The sequence below is a fragment of the Pusillimonas minor genome (assembly GCF_014237865.1).
Taxonomy (GTDB): Bacteria; Pseudomonadota; Gammaproteobacteria; order Burkholderiales; family Burkholderiaceae_B; genus Neopusillimonas; species Neopusillimonas minor.
In genome coordinates, this window is sequence record NZ_JACJUU010000006.1 from 1 (window position 1) to 16,053 (window position 16,053).

Here is a 16,053-nt window from a genome sequence, read left to right on the forward strand (position 1 = left end):
CACAGATGGCAACTACACCTTCACCCCGGCACAGGACTGGAACGGCACAGTGCCGACGATCACCTATACGGTGAGCGACGGCGAAGGCGGCACCGACACGGCCGATCTGGTCATCACCGTCACCCCGGTCAATGACGCGCCAGTGCCGGTGGGTACGATCCCCGGTCAAGTCAACGAAGATGCCGACACAGGCGTCAGCGTAGACGTGACCGGCGCGTTCAGCGACGTGGACGGCGACACGCTGACCTACAGCGCCACCGGACTGCCCGCCGGGCTGAGCATCGACCCGAATACCGGCGTGATCAGCGGCACGATCGACCCTTCGGCCAGCCAGGATGGGAGCGGCGGCGTGCATAGCGTGACGGTGACCGCCACCGACGCCGAGGGCTTGACGGCCACGCAGACCTTTGATTGGACAGTGAGCAACCCGGCCCCGACTGCCGGCGACGATGCCGCGACCACCGACGAGGACACTCCTGTCAGCGGCAATGTGCTAGGCAACGACAATGACCCGGACGGCGACAGCCTGAGTGTGACCACCTTTACCGTGGCGGGCGATCCCACCGAGCATACGGCGGGTGCCGGCCCTGTGGTCATCGCGGGCGTGGGCACGATCACGCTCGGCACAGATGGCAACTACACCTTCACCCCGGCACAGGACTGGAACGGCACAGTGCCGACGATCACCTATACGGTGAGCGACGGCGAAGGCGGCACCGACACGGCCGATCTGGTCATCACCGTCGATCCGGTCAACGATGACCCAGTTATCGCCGAAGGTAATCAGACCGGCAGCGTAATCGAGGCGGGCCATCTTGACGACGGCACGGTGGTCCCGGGGTCTCCCAGCGCCACGGGCAGCTTCACCGCAACCGACGTGGATGGCCCCACATTGACATGGAGCGTGGCCGGTACGCCGGACGCCACCTACGGTACGTTCGGCATTGATCCTTCTACGGGTGTTTGGACCTACACGCTCGACAACGATCTGCCGGCGACGCAGGCGTTGAACGAGGGCGATACGGTCGAACTGACCTATACCGTCCAGGTAAGCGACGGCGCGGGCGGCACGGCGACGCGCGAAGTCAGCATCACCATCACCGGCACCAATGATGCACCGGTGGCCATGGCCGATAGCGAGGCAGTGACGGAAGCGGGCGTGTCCGGCGGCGGAAACACTCCCGCGCCGGGCGATGCCACCGCCAGCGGCAATGTACTCACCAACGACACCGATGTCGATGCCGGCGAGAAAGCTACGCTGCAGGTCAGCGAAGTGGGTTTTGGCGGCTCGGCGGGCACGGTCGGTTCGGCGCTGACGGGCGTCTATGGCTCACTGACGCTTAACGCAAATGGCGAGTACACCTACGAGCTCGACAATACGCTATCCGCCACGCAGGCGCTTAAGCAGGGTGAAATCGTCACTGAAGAGTTCTCCTACACGGTGGTGGACGCCAACGGTGCGACCAGCACCAGCACGCTGACCATCACGGTCACGGGCACCAACGACCGGCCAGTTATCACATCGGATGCAGCCGCTGCAGCCGGTGAAGTCACCGAGCAGGGAACTGCCAACCCTGCCGAGTTGACTACGACTGCCGGCACGCTGACCGCCTCCGATGTGGATACTGATGCCACGCAGACATGGAGCATTGCGACAACGGACGGCATCTATGGCACGATCGAGATCGATCCGGCCACCGGACAATGGACCTACACGCTCGACAACTCGCGGGATGCGACACAGGCGCTGAATAACGGCGACACCAGAACGGAAACCTTCACGGCGCGGGTAACCGATGAGTTCGGCGCGTACAGCGAGCAGGTCATCACGGTCACCGTCAACGGTTCCAACGACGAGGTTACGGGGATCACGCCCAATGCCACTGTGCCCCTGACGGAAGACGGCAGCGCGGCCGGCACCTTGCAGGATTTTGTTTCCGACGTCGACGACGTCATCGTCGTGACGGGCTTTCAGGTCGATGCAGATGGCGACGGAACGCCCGAAGACTATGCTCCCGGCGATGTTGTCACTCTCAGGGATAGTGACGGCAACGAGTTGGGATCGCTGACCATAGCGGAAAATGGCGATTACAGCTTCACCCCGGTCGATAACTACGCTGGCGAGGTGCCGACCGTCACCTATACGATGAAGGAATCCAACGGCGGCGGAACGGTGACGCAAACGCTCACCTTCGAGATCACCAAGGTTTCCGATGCGCCGATCCTTGAAGCGAACAAGACCGTCAACACCACCGAAGACAATTCGGTGGCGCTGGGCCTGACCGCGCCGGCCATCACCGACACCGGCACGGGTACGGGCAATGACGACCATTCCGAACGGCTTGGCGAGATCACGCTGACGATCGGCGGTGCGGGCGCGGACGGCGTTATCCTCTCCACCGGCAGCACAGTGCTGACACCCGTCGGTGGCACCTTGACCATCGTTCTCACCGATGCGCCGAACTACCACATCGCAAATGTTCCAGCCGTGAACCCGGCCACGGGCGTTTATCACCTGACCACCGCCGAATACCAGGCATTGGTGGCCAATCCGCTTGCTGAAAGCGGCGAAAACTTCACCGTCACCGTCAGCGCGACCAGTTACGAAGTGGACGGCAGCGGCGCGATTATCCCCGGCGTAGACGGTGCGACCAATACTCAAGTCATTGACGTCGATGTGCAGGCCGTGACCGACGGCGCGACGCTGGCCATCGATACGACTGCGCTGACCTTCGCCGAAGACAATGCCATCGATCTGACCGGCCACCTGACGGCCACGTTGAACGACACGGATGGAAACGCGGGCAACGACACGGACGGCAGCGAGACTTATTGGTACACCGTTACGGGTCTGCCTGACGGAACGATCGTCACCATCAATGGCGCCAACACGACCATCAGTGCGTCCAACCCGACCGCGACCTCGCCGGTGGGCACATCGGCGACCCCGCCGAGCATAAGCATCACCCCGCCCCCCAACTACAGCGGCGACATCAATGACGTGACGATCACGCTCCATTCGCGGGACACCGACGACGATTCGAGCGGCGCCATCGACACGATCACCAGCTCGGTCACGCTGGACCTGCACGTCAGCCCGGTGGCGGGCGACGTAACGGCCGGCAGCGTGACCACGGCGGAAGACACGGCGGTCGCCTTCCTTGCTGGCGTGGCTGTTACCGACACGGGTACGGCTACGGGCAGCGAAGTAATCGATTCGGTGTCGTTCACGGTGCCGACGGACTGGACGGTCACAGCACCGACCGGCATGACCGGGTGGAGCAATACGGGATCCGGCAGCACCTACACGATCACCTTCGACAGCGCACTGACCGAAGCCCAGCGTGAAGCCATCCTCGACGCCTTCACCATTACGCCGCCGGCGCACAGCAGCGCGGACGAGACAATCACGCTGTCGATCACGACCACCGACACCAATACGGTGAATGGTGCGCCCGTCAGCGACACCAAGACAGAGGATCGCGACGTGACGATCACCGTCACCCCGGTGGCCGAAACGACGGATACCGACAGCGACGGCGAAAACGGCAACGACGTGACGATGATCGACGATCACGCCTATACCGTGCCCGGTAAGGAAGACACCTGGTTCGCCTTGGGCGAGAACTATACGGACGCCTCCAACACCGGCGGTGGTCATGACCTGATGACGGGTTGGTCCAATGAAGACACGGACGAGTTCGTCTACGCCGTGCTCACGGCGACGCTGGAATCCGATAGTGCCGGCGCTGACGCGGGCGACACGGTCTTCGGCACGCAGTTCCGCTATTCGACGGATAACGGCAGCACCTGGGTGACGCAGACCTATGCTGGCGAACCCATCTGGGTGCCGCAGCAGTATCTCGACACACTGCAAGTGATGCTGCCCCCCGATGTTTCGGGCACGCTGACTATCAAGGTGCAAACCGGGACGGTGGATTACGACGACGATAGTGAGGTCACGGGAATTCCCCTCGACCCGCCCACTGTCAGCGGTCCGGGAGTGAACGTCGCCGTCAGCGGTGAAGCCATGCTGTCGCTGATCAAGTTCGATCCGGTCGCCGACGCGGTGACGATGGCGCTCAATGGCCGGGCCTCGGGTCTGGAGGATACGGACATTCCGCTGGCGATCAGGACCACCAGCTCCGACGCCTCGGAGACGTTCAACGTGACCATCTCGGGCATTCCCGTGGGTGCGACGATCACCTATGGCACGGGTGCGGGTACTTTGACCTTTACGGCGACCGAGGGCAACACCAGCTTCGAGATCTCGAATTTCAGTAACGACGCCCCGATAATGTTCACCCCGCCGCTTCATAGCAGCGGAGATTTCCCATTGACGGTCAGCGCGGTGTCGGTCGATGGCACCGATACCTCGGATCCCGTGTCTCGAACGATCAATGTGTCCGTGATCGGCGTTGCCGATGTCCCCGAAGTGAAGGTGGTTTCCGACTACAGCACGACCGAGGCCGCGCTGGATGGCGCCGGCAATCATAGTGTGACGCTGTCCAACCTCGTGAGCGGCATTGCGTCTCCCGATGCGGACGGTTCGGAAACCGCCACCTTGCGCATCACCGGGCTGCAGGAAGGGTTCTCCGTCTCCGGCGCGACCATGGTCGTATCGGGAAGCGGCGCCGAACGCGTCTGGATGGTGGCGGCCGACAAGCTGGGGGACGTTTCCATCGTCGTACCGGAAAACTACAGCGGTACGGTGAATTTCCAGGTGGCGGGCGTCACCACCGAGAGGGACGGCCACTCGTACACTGAAAACGAGCTGACCCCCGTGAGCTTCACGGTCACGCCCTCGCCCGAAGCGACGATCACCGACAGCGCCACGCTGGCGGAGGATGTGATCACGCTGCTTAACCTGGCTATCGTGCCGCAGAACGGCGATACCGATGAGACGCTGGGCCAGCTCTATATCCCGACCGATTACGCCACCGGCGCGGATTACACGCTGTACCTCAATGGCGTGGCGCTGGAATCGGCGGGTGTTGGCCCTACTTCCATCAGCGGCGTGGCTGGCTTGCCGGACGGCGGCTACTATGTCATCCCGGCCGGTCAGGTCGGGCAACTGGGCGCAATGGGCGCCTCCGATCTGGACGGCAGCCTGGGTTCGCTTGATTTCTACTATGAAGTCATCGACGCGTCCAGCGACGGCACGCTGACTCCCGTGACCGAAATCAAGCAGGGGACGCTGGGTCTGGATGCCACGCCGGTGACGGATACGGTGGACGCTTCGATCACCGGCATCGTCATGGGCACCGCCACGGGCACGACAGAGGACGCCAGCACCGGCGATGATGCCGCACCCGATACTGCCACCGTGACCGAAGGCGGGGCGTTCACCGTCAACCTGCACGTAAGTTCGGACGACACGGACGGCAGCGAACATCTGATCCGCGTGCTGATCGAAGGCGTGCCCGATGGCGTGACCGTGACCGGCGCATCGCAGGTGGGCGCGGGAAGCTGGCTGCTGGTCTATGACGGAACGAATGCGCAATCCATCGGCGCGGACGGCCTCGATGTACCGGTGGAGTTCATCGTCGGCCAGGGCACAATCAACGGCATGTCGACCATCACAATGACGGTGCAGGCGCAGGACCGGGGCGATTCCGCAACGCCCGCGCCGAGCATCGAAGAGGATTCGGTCAGTTGGAACCTGAATCTCGATCTGGGCGACGGCGACCCGTATACGCCGCCGGTCATCGACGAGTGGAGCTACAACGGCGCGGAAGGCACGGAGGACACGGCCTTCAGGCTGGCCGACATGATGAATGCCGAGGTTTCCACCAGCGACGACGGCCAAGCCTACAGTTACACCGTCACCATCACCGATCTGCCGGCGGGCACCACGGTCGAGGGCATGACGCTGACCACCATTGACGGGGTCCACACCTGGACCGCCACGGTGACGGTGCCAGCGGGCGGCAACAGCCAGACGGCACTTGATGGGCTGCTGGCCGGCATCAGCATCACCCCGCCGGAGAACGGCAACGACAACAATGCCGCCTTTGGCTTTGACGCCAGGCTCACCGCGTCGGTCATGGGCGGCGCCAGCGTGGAGGCGGACGCCGCCGCCGCCATGCCGGTGGTTCCGGTGACGGACCCGGCCGCCATCACGGTAACAACGAACGACGTGGACGAGGGCACGGACAGCGTGACCGCGTCCATCGACGTTGGGACCTCGGTGGACGGCATCCACGGCCAGATCGTGGGCGGCCTGCTCTACGTGCAGGTCATGACCGCCAACAATGACGGCGGCACGGTGACGGACGCCAGCGGCGATCCGCTTGCGCTCACCGCCGTCAGCGGCGTTGACGGCGTGCCTGACGGCGATTACTACGTCATCGATGTCGGCGCCGCGGGCGGTTCGACCGAACTTAGCTATACGGCGGCGGACAGCACCCTCGAACCGGGTTCCGTGACCTTCACCGCTTACGCGCAGACGCAGGAGACCGGTGCGGGCAACGTGGCGTCGGCCAGCGCTTCGGAAACCGCCCAGGTCGTCCTCGCCAATAATGGCGTCACGGTGGACAGTAACCCCGTGACAGGCAGCGAGGCGGCCACGTCCCACAAGAGCAATGCCATCGAGCTGAGCGGCTTGTCGGTGGCGCTGAACGACAATAACGGTTCAGAGTCGATCCATTCCATTCTGCTGTCGGGCGTCCCGGTGGGTTTCCTGCTCTATGTCGGCGACAACGCAGGTAACGCGACCGAGGCCAGCCAAGCCTCCAATGCGGGCGGGGACGGCAACACCAACACCTGGGTTCTGTCGGCCGACGGCACGATACCGGCCTATGTGGCGATCCTGCCGGCCGCCCACTGGAGCGGCACGCTGGACGATCTGGCGCTGATAGTCGAATCGGGCGAGACCAGCCTGCCCGCGACCCTAGTCGAGACCGTCCCGCTGAATCCGGTGACGGTCGAAGCCGCCGCCGATGGCGTGAGCATCGAGCCAACCTTGTCCTTCGGCACGGAAGGCCAGATCATCGCCCTGAACCTGAACGCGTCGATGGCCGACTCACAGCCGGCAATTGCGGCAGTGACGGACGAAAGCACAGAAACCGCGACGCTGCAGATTACCGGCCTGGGCGAGCATGCGGCCTTGTACGTGGGCGACACCCTCGTCACTTCCGGAGTCAGCTATGATGCGGCGACCGATACGTACACCATAACCGGCCTGTCGCAGAGCGATCTGGACGGTCTGGGCTTCGTGCAGGCGGCGTCGGCGCTGACCGATCAGGATGGAGCGAGCGGAACGCAGGTAAAAGTGACGGCGTGGACGGTGGAAAGCGCCAATGGCGCGGAATCCGCCCGTAAAACCGACACCATCACGCTGAACGTGTCGAGCCAGCTTGCCACAACCGGCGACGATACGCTGATCTGGACAGGCTCTGCCATCAACGGCAGGGCGGGCACTGACACGGTGCAGCTGCGCTATGGCGAAGATCTCACCGGCGCTGACTTGGCTTCGCGTTTGAGCAATATCGAGATCATCGACATGGGCATTGGCGGCGTCAACCAGATCACGGGTCTTACCCCTGACCAGCTCAAGGCCATCGCCGGCACGGGATCCAGCTTGACGATAAGTGGTACAGCCGACGACTCCCTGAGTCTTTCTGGCGAGTGGGTCGATAACGGCGACGGTACTTATACGGGAACGCGAGACGACGGATCGGCAGTCACCTTGACGGTTACCGGCGATGTGGGTGTCGACACCGGCGCGGTCGCGGCGTCCGCGGAAACCTTCTCCGCGCCTTTCACTCTCCCGCAGGGCGATGGCGACGATCTTGGCGATGTTGCTGCTGCAAGCATGGCTGCCTTCATGTTCGAGCAGCCGGACACCCCGCCCTCGTTCGAAGGCCTGCTGGCCGACACCGAGGAACCGGGCGAATCCGTTTCGGATTGGCTGCCTGAAGAAACGGATGCCGAAACGCCAGCCATATCCGGTCCGGCCGATGGCCCGGGTGACAGTTTGACGGCGGAACCGTATGCCTACGTGAATGATCCGCTGAGTCAGTACGAGTTGGAGCAAGGTCTGCATGACGCGCATGTACTGGCTTGATCCGGAGAGGGGGGGCGGGCCCCGCCACCGCCGGCTGACTCGTGCGCGTGTGTGCCTGCTCGCGCTTGCCCTGTCGAGCGCCAGCGGCACCGCCGCTCAGATCCATGACCTCGCTGTCCGCCAGGCCGAAAGGCCGGCGGCGCGTTCTCCCGTGTCGGACGAACGCTCCGTCGACATGCAGGCGGCGATTGACCAGGCGTTGAGCTGGCATCCGCTGGTGCGCGGCGCCCGCAGCCAGGTGCTGCAGGCGAACGAAGGCGTCGATGCCGCTCGCTCGGGCTACTATCCCCGCATCAGCGGCGGCGTAAATACGCGGTCCAGCAATTCACCGATTACGGGCTACGACAGCCGCCACATCCAGCGGGCCGAGATCTCGGCCTCGCAGATGCTGTACGACTTCGGGAAGGTTTCCAGCCGGGTCGACCAAGCCCGCAGCGCCTCGGAAGTGGCGCGGGCGCGCGTTCTGTTGTCAGTAGACGAAGTGGTGCGCAACACCGCGTATGCTTGGATCGAGGTGCGGCGCCAGGAGGCGTTGGCCGTGGCCGCGCAAGAGCTGGTAGATGCGGTCGAAGACGTCGCCCGGCTTGCCGCCGAGCGGGAAGAGAAGGGCGCCAGTACGCGGTCTGACACTGTGCAGGCGCGCGCCCGCGTGGACTCGGCTCAGATTGAGCTGCTGTCGGCGCGCGCGCAGACGCAGCGCTGGCGCACCACGCTGATGCACTGGATGGGCGCTTCAGGCCTGCCCGAGGCCGCCGGAGACGTGCCCGCCGCGCTGGAAGGAGCCTGCACCGAGCCGGCCGCCGCCTCAGCAGTCGGCGGCTCCGCGGGGCAGGACGCCTCTGCGATAAGGGTCGCCCTGGCGCAACTTGAGGTGGCGCGAGCCGGCGCCGAGGTCGCGCGCACCCAGCAGTTGCCCACGCTTTCCCTGGAGGCCTCCACCGGAAGGGGATTGAACGCGCATTCGCGCGCCATCGGCGAGCGTTCCATCGACACCACCGTAATGCTGAATTTGTCCATGCCTCTGTACGAGGGCGGGCGCCTGCAGGCCGACCGCAGGGCGGCTGAGCACGCGGTGAATGCGGCTCGCGCCGCATTGGACGAGGCGCGTCTGAGCGTGGAGCAAGGCGGCGAAGATGCCGCACTGGAGTGGCGCAAATTTGCGTCGCGACGCCCGGTGCAGCAAGCGCGTGAAGAAAGCATGCGTCTGACGCGCGCCCTGTATCGCGATCAGTACCTGCAGCTCGGAACGCGTTCCTTGCTGGATCTTCTCAATGCCGAGCAAGAATACTACGGCGCAAGGCGTGACCAGATCGACACGGCTCACGAGATGGCCCGCCTGGGCATCGACTGCTTGTTTTATGCGGGACGCCTGCGTACGGTTTTCTCAGTGCAATCCGACCCGGGCGCCGTCGCGGCGACGGAGGCGTACGTGCGAGAAATGCAATGAGCGCCATACCAGAACAGGAGCTCGTGCCGATTCTCGAAGGCTGGCTGGAGGCCATTCTGGCTGTGGCGGCCCACTATCATCTCGCCGTTTCGCGCGAGCGTCTGCGCGTCAGCGCCAGTTGGAGCGGTTCCGGACAGTTGCGGGCCGCGCTGCGCGAAACGGCGAGACAGGCCGGACTGCAGTTGCGCTGGGTGCGGCCGCGGCTGAGCGGTCTCACGTCCTGGCGTCTGCCCATTGCGGTGGAGCTGCGTGACGGCCAGGTCGGCGTCATTACGGCAATGTCCCAGCAGGAGCTGCAGATCGTCTTCAGCGGCGACGAGGGGCTGGCCACCACGGTGGCGACCGAAGCGCTGCAGGCTTCGCTGGCCGCCGTAGCCGTGATGCGGCCGATCCGCTCCGCACCCGACGATCGCGTGGACCAGTACATCCGGCCGGTCGAGCGCCACTGGCTGCGCGGCATTGTATTTGCCGATCTTCGGCCGTACGCTCATATTCTCGTCGCCTCCTTCGTTGCGAATCTGATGGCGCTGGCCAGCATCGCCTTCTCGATGCAGGTGTACGACCGGGTCGTGCCCGCGCAGTCGGAGTCGACCTTGTACGTGCTGTTCGGCGGCGTCGTCTTGGCCATTCTCCTTGCCTGGGTCATGCGTAATGCGCGTGTGACCATCATCGACGTGCTGGGCAAGAGGGCCGATCTGCGCATCTCCGACCGCGTGTTCGGCCATGCGCTCCGGTTGCGCAACACCGTACGGCCCAAGTCGACGGGCACTTTCGTATCGCAGGTGCGAGAGGTGGAGTCCGTACGCGACATGCTTACCTCCACGACGGTGACCGTGATTGCGGACCTGCCCTTTTTCTTATTGTTCTGCTTCATCTTCTGGCATATTGCCGGCCCCCTGGTGTGGGTGCCCCTGGCTGCTTTTGCGATGCTGGTCGTGCCGAGCCTGCTGGCGCAGCGTCGTCTTCGCGCGCTGGCTCAGGCAAGCATGCGCGAATCCGCGCTGCGCAGCGCGATGCTCGTCGAGGCGATTCAGAGCATCGAGGACATCAAGCTGCTGCAGGCCGAGCCTCGTTTCCAGAACCAGTGGAATCATTACAACGCCGGCGAAGCCGAGGCCGGGCTCAAGCTGCGCAAGTTGATTCACGACCTGAACAACTGGTCGCAAACGGTGCAGGGCGCGGCCTTTGCGGTAGTCGTGTTTTTCGGTGCGCCCATGGTCATGACCGGAGAGATGAGCACGGGCGTGCTGGTGGCCGCGTCCATTCTGTCCACGCGCATGCTGGCGCCGCTGTCGGGCCTGACGCAGGTGCTGAATCGCTGGCAGCAGGCGCGCCTTGCTTCCGAGGGCCTGGACCAGCTGATGAAACTGCCCGTTGATCATGCCTCGACGGAAACCCGGGTGTATCGCCCCGCGTTACTGGGCCATTATGAACTGAAGCATACCCTGTTCAGCTACGACGGGCAGACCGCCGCGCTGCGGATTAAACAATTGGAAATCCGTCCCGGCGAACGCGTGGGCGTATTGGGGCGCAACGGCTCCGGGAAGTCGACGCTGCTGCAGGCATTATCGGGCCTGCTCGAGCCGCAGATGGGCAGCGTACTGCTTGACGGCGTGACGCTGGCCCAGATCGACCCGGCGGACGTGCGCCGCGACGTGGGCCTTCTGTCTCAGAACGCGCGGCTGTTCTTGGGCACTCTGCGCGAGAACATGCGATTGGGCGCCCCGCACGCGACTGACGAGGAACTCATCTCCGCCCTGAAAGCGGCCGGGGCTTGGCAATTCGTGCAGCGCCTTCCCAAGGGGCTGGATTATCCCGTCACCGAGGGCGGCCTGGGCCTATCGGGTGGCCAGCGCCATAGCCTCCTACTTGCACGTCTGCTCCTGCGCCGCCCCGCCGTGCTCTTGCTGGACGAGCCGACCGCCATGCTGGACGAGGCGGCCGAGCGGAACGTCATTGCACAGCTCAAAGAACTGGCTTCCGACCGCAGCCTGATCGTGGCCACGCATCGTCCCGCCGTATTAGAGGCCGTTGACCGGATCCTCGTGCTGGACGCCGGCGCCGTCGTGCTGGACGGGCCGCGAGACGATATCCTGGCGAAGCTGCGGCAAGGCGGCCTCAGGGCGCGCGGGCCGGCGGTGAAAGCTTCGCTTCAGGCGCGGGCCGAGCCTGAGTTCCGCGCCGCGCATGCTTCAGACAGCGGGGTGGCGCCATGAGCACCAAGCCGCTCGCCGATCTTGACGATCTTGACGAAGTGCGCTACAGCGCGGCCGGGCGCGTGGCATGGTGGCTGACCGCTTTTGTAATCGCGTTCTTTGCCTGGGCATGGTTTTTCGAGATCGAAGAGGTTTCGACCGGCGTGGGCAAGGTCATTCCCAGCTCGCGCGAGCAGCGCATTCAGTCGCTAGAAGGCGGCATCCTGGCACGCCTGGACGTACGCGAAGGGCAGATCGTGGAGAAAAACCAGGTTCTGGCGCAGCTCGACCCCACCCGCGGAGAGTCCAGCGTAGAAGAGACGGCGGCACGCTACCGCGCGGCTCTGGCAAGCAGCGCCCGGCTTCGTGCCGAAGTCGACGGGGATGAAGAACCCGTTTTTCCGTCTGAGCTGGATGATTATCCCGAGCTGCGCAAGGCGGAGCTGGCCCTATTCAAATCCCGCCGCGGCAGCCTGAAGCAGTCCATGGCGAACCTGAATGAAGCGCTTGGCCTGGTGCGCAAAGAGCTGAACATCACTCAATCGCTTGTAAAGAGCGGTGCTGCCAGTAACGTGGAATTGATCCGCCTGCAGCGGCAGCGCGCCGAACTGGAGCTCAAGATCTCTGAAACCGAGACGAGCTACATGGTGCGAAGTCGCGAAGAGCTGGCAAAGTCGAACGCTGAAGTGCAGTCGCTGTCATCGGTCGTGCGGGGGCGAGCCGACACGCTGGAACGCATGACGCTTTATTCTCCCGTACGGGGCATTGTCAAGCACATCGAAGTCACGACCATGGGCGGAGTCGTACCGCCCAACGGCTCTGTGATGACTATCGTGCCGCTGGACGATCAATTGCTGGTAGAGGCTAGGATTTCACCCCGCGATATCGCCTTCATTCACCCCGGCCAGGAGGCGCTCGTCAAGGTCACGGCCTACGATTACGCGATTTATGGCGGCTTGAAGGGCACGGTTGCAACCATTGCGCCCGACACCCTGCGCGACGAGATCAAACCCGAAATCGTCTACTACCCTGTTTATGTCCGGACGGAGTCGGACGTACTGGTCAATAAGGCCGGGAAGCAGTTTCCCATTGTCCCCGGCATGGTAACGACCGTCGATATCCGCACGGGAAGCAAGACGGTCTGGAATTATTTGACAAAGCCATTCAACAAGGCCGGCGAGGCGCTTCGAGAACGTTGACGGCGGACATGCTTGATTCATGATTAGAGGATACTTATTTATGAACATTGAGACGCGTATCGCCCGAGCGGCGAAGAATGTGATCCTGGCATCGGGCCTGCTGGTCGCTGGTGCTTCCTGGGCAGCCAATCCCGTCGATCCGATCAGCAACCCCGAGAGCCTGGCCTATCCCGAAGTTCATATGGACCTGCCTGATTATGATGAGCCCTTCCAGAGAGCGGGGATCATGTTGGAACCACAACGCTTGAGTCAAATTGCGCCGGGCATGGCGGCCGAACAAGTTGTGACGCTGCTCGGATGGCCGCTGAACGAGGAAGGCGCGGCGCAAAGCCGACATTGGGACTACAACTTCACTTTCAAGATGCCCGGGTCGGGGCATTACCTCGTATGCCAGTACAAGGTGGTTCTAGACCAAGACCGTAAGCTCGAAAAAGCGTTCTGGCGGCGGCATCAATGCCTAGATATTGCCAATAGCGCGGTGCAATGACTCTGATGTCAATAGTCGGACTGCGTTGTTTTGGTCCGGCCGCAGCGGATGGCCGTCGGTCATTCCGCCGCGCCTGGCGGAATGCGGGTCTCGCACAAGGCGCCTCGTTCTTTAGCCAATCCCGAAAGGCGACCAAGCCCCGCAAGCCGACGAACTCTGGTCGATCGACGAAGGAATATGGCAAAGCAAGTAGGAAGCGAATTTCGAAAAAAGGCGAGTTGGCCGCCCGCACAACCACTCGTCCGGGTCGACAGAACTGAGTCCGGCCGATATGAATCTGACCCAGCATCTCAAGAAGGCGCTGGCGCCGATTGATGTGCGGTTTCCAGACCATATCATTATGATGGCGACGGAGACGGTTTCGCTGGCTGAGCGGGGAAGATGCGACGGCCTGAAAATCTGGCAGGGTGTTCCGACCTGCCTTCCCATTCAATGCTTCCCCTCCCCGACATTCTTAGACTTGATTCTCTGTAATTCGGCGATAAATAGGGCGCCAAGGTTAGGATCCTGCAGCCGCCGTGACATGTAGGAGAAAAGAATGAGGAAGTGCGACGTTTGCTGGATAGCCGTGTTATGCGGGTTTGTAGTGGCATTCTTTGGGTTGGCAGTGCTCCTCCACGGCTGGCCGTGGGCTACTGGCGAAGAAACGAACGCCCCAGCGATCACAGATTGGTTGACATCCATCGGTACGATTGGAGCGATTGCTATTTCTTTAGGAAGTCTTGCACGAATATAGAAACACCAGCGTCAAGAGAGGCTTACAACTCTAAAGGGCATGGCCTGGATTATTGACAACGCAATTAGTAATCTCGAATTTTCTACTCGTCAGATTTGCGATGAGCGCCTGTCTCACGACCAATACAACCCGGACGTTTTGAGAGGCTGCAGAAGCTCAGTCAACCAAGCACTTTCTAATCCGTACCATCAGCCACCATTCAGCGATTGCCTGCGAGACCTGAATATCACGTTGGACAAGCTACGATCAGGTTTAGCTACCCTCGACAGGGCCATCGCAGGCGACGCTGTCAGCAGTGCTAAGTTTCAAGCAGAAGTGAAAATGGCGGGAGAAGCCTTCAACAATGCCTTGTCTGCGCCGGTGTTTCACGGTGTACCTAGGCCAATCACGGCTTATTGGGAATGGGGCGCCCTATCGGATTAACGGTTGACTCTGTCATCATAGTAGGGCCTTGTCAGGAATAAACCCTCCTCCTTGTGTCAAGATTGACAGACATCACACCGCTTCATCACAGCTTCCACTGATTCAGTAGCATGTGTCCCTCCGCCTATCGGCTGCGGGCCGGGCTGTCGTGCTTCGTATCAAGCCGCCTGCGGCGTCTTGCCCCTGCGCGCTTCCATCCCTCAAATTTCCACGCCTGCCGGCGCTGCGCGCTGCACCTGCCCTGGGCCGCTGGCCCAAGTAAGAGCCGCGCCGGGCGCGGCTGGGGGCGCTCGCCGCGCGGCTGCCGTGCGGGGTCATCGCTCGGGCGGGCCGCTGTTCCGTCTTCTGTGAGTTCCGTCGCCAAAACCGCCGACTGTATCACTGCGCTTCTCCCTCCAAGGGGTTCGCTTCGCCGGGTACTCACCCGGTCCCTGCGCTTCGCTTCGGGCTGCGGCTTCCGTTCCCGCCCCTTTCCGGTCGGCGCTACATGATCCAGATCGGCACGGCGACGGAACTCACGGAAGACGGCGGCAAGACCGGAGAGCCAGCGTAAACCCCACACGGCGGACTCACGTTCCGGCTCAAGAATCTTCGGATCCGGTCAGCTGAAAACCCGAAACCTCATTTGGAGATCAGATCATGAACACCTATGAAGCGAAGCAGGCAGCACGGAAAGCAGCGTATCAGGCCAAGGCCGCACAGGCCGAACAACAGGCCGACGCAGCACACGCGCAGGCGCATGACATGGCACAGGCCATCCCCTTTGGTCAGCCAATTCTGGTGGGCCATCACTCTGAACGTGGCGACCGCCGCTATCGGGGGCGCATCCAGCAGGGCTATGAAAAATCCTTCGAACTGCAGAAAAAGGCCGAACACTACGCAGACAAGGCCGCAGCAGTAGGCAAGGGCGGCATTTCCAGCGATGACCCGCAGGCCATCGAAAAGCTGAAGGCAAAGCTGGCATCGTTGCAGGCATGGCAGGATGCCATGAAGAAATTGAATGGGGTTCTTCGCCGCCATGCCAAGGCCGAGCCGGAAACCCGCATCAGCGCCCTGGTAGCCACTGGCCTGGTGGACGGTGCCCGCGCCCGCGAACTCATCAAACCCGACTTTATGGGCCGTATCGGTTTTGCCCCGTACCAACTGCAGAACAATAACGCCAACATTCGCCGCATTGCCCAACGCATCAAAGACCTGGAGAAAGTGGCTGACCGGCCCGAGTTTGAACGCAGCGGCCCCGGCTACACCTACCGCGAGGATCCGCAGGAAAACCGCGCCATGTTCTTGTTTGACGGCAAACCCGCCAAGGAAACGCGCGACTTGCTCAAGCGCCACGGATTCCGCTGGAGTCCCACACGCAGCGCCTGGGTGCGGCAACTGACCGGCAACGCCCAATGGGCCGCCATGGATTTCATGCGCGCCCTGGAACTCGCCCAGCGACAGCAATAAGCCTTTCCTGTCTGGGCGGAGGGTCGCCCAGACATTCCCCCCGACTGAC

At 62.8% G+C, this 16,053-nt stretch carries 7 protein-coding genes and 1 pseudogene; all 8 read left to right on the plus strand.

Annotation, left to right across the window (positions count from 1 at the left end):
* A partial coding sequence (locus GTU67_RS08875) for a VCBS domain-containing protein (RefSeq protein WP_185779737.1) occupies positions 1-8,068 on the plus strand: 8,068 nt, incomplete at its 5' end.
* Complete coding sequence (locus tag GTU67_RS08880) at positions 8,046-9,515, plus strand: TolC family outer membrane protein (protein ID WP_185779738.1); 1,470 nt, start codon at positions 8,046-8,048, stop codon at positions 9,513-9,515. The genes GTU67_RS08875 and GTU67_RS08880, both read left to right, overlap by 23 nt.
* On the plus strand, positions 9,512-11,731 hold the full coding sequence (locus GTU67_RS08885) for a type I secretion system permease/ATPase (protein WP_185779739.1): 2,220 nt from the start codon (positions 9,512-9,514) through the stop codon (positions 11,729-11,731). Before GTU67_RS08880 ends, GTU67_RS08885 begins: the two co-directional genes overlap by 4 nt.
* The gene (locus GTU67_RS08890; RefSeq protein WP_185779740.1) at positions 11,728-12,909 is read left to right on the plus strand and encodes a beta-barrel domain-containing protein; all 1,182 of its coding nucleotides are present in this window, start codon (positions 11,728-11,730) and stop codon (positions 12,907-12,909) included. Before GTU67_RS08885 ends, GTU67_RS08890 begins: the two co-directional genes overlap by 4 nt.
* Before the next feature lie 40 nt (positions 12,910-12,949).
* Positions 12,950-13,396 carry an outer membrane protein assembly factor BamE domain-containing protein gene (gene bamE / locus GTU67_RS08895; protein WP_185779741.1) on the plus strand — a complete coding sequence of 149 codons (447 nt, stop codon included), beginning with the start codon at positions 12,950-12,952 and terminating at the stop codon, positions 13,394-13,396.
* Between the two features lie 241 nt (positions 13,397-13,637).
* Positions 13,638-13,925, plus strand: a pseudogene (locus GTU67_RS08900) (JAB domain-containing protein); the annotation flags it as partial.
* Positions 13,926-14,171: 246 nt separating this feature from the next.
* Positions 14,172-14,555, plus strand: a complete 384-nt coding sequence (locus GTU67_RS08905; RefSeq protein ID WP_185779743.1) for a hypothetical protein — start codon at positions 14,172-14,174, stop codon at positions 14,553-14,555.
* Positions 14,556-15,194: 639 nt separating this feature from the next.
* On the plus strand, positions 15,195-16,004 hold the full coding sequence (locus tag GTU67_RS08910) for a DUF3560 domain-containing protein (RefSeq protein ID WP_185779744.1): 810 nt from the start codon (positions 15,195-15,197) through the stop codon (positions 16,002-16,004).
* Positions 16,005-16,053 lie beyond the last annotated feature (49 nt).

Excerpts from the sequence above, each read along its gene's own strand:
- GTU67_RS08880 (WP_185779738.1), top strand. The coding sequence starts at position 8,046 with ATGACGCGCATGTACTGGCTTGATCCGGAGAGGGGGGGCGGGCCCCGC.
- GTU67_RS08885 (WP_185779739.1), top strand. The coding sequence starts at position 9,512 with ATGAGCGCCATACCAGAACAGGAGCTCGTGCCGATTCTCGAAGGCTGG.
- GTU67_RS08890 (WP_185779740.1), top strand. The coding sequence starts at position 11,728 with ATGAGCACCAAGCCGCTCGCCGATCTTGACGATCTTGACGAAGTGCGC.
- bamE (WP_185779741.1), top strand. The coding sequence starts at position 12,950 with ATGAACATTGAGACGCGTATCGCCCGAGCGGCGAAGAATGTGATCCTG.
- GTU67_RS08905 (WP_185779743.1), top strand. The coding sequence starts at position 14,172 with ATGGCCTGGATTATTGACAACGCAATTAGTAATCTCGAATTTTCTACT.
- GTU67_RS08910 (WP_185779744.1), top strand. The coding sequence starts at position 15,195 with ATGAACACCTATGAAGCGAAGCAGGCAGCACGGAAAGCAGCGTATCAG.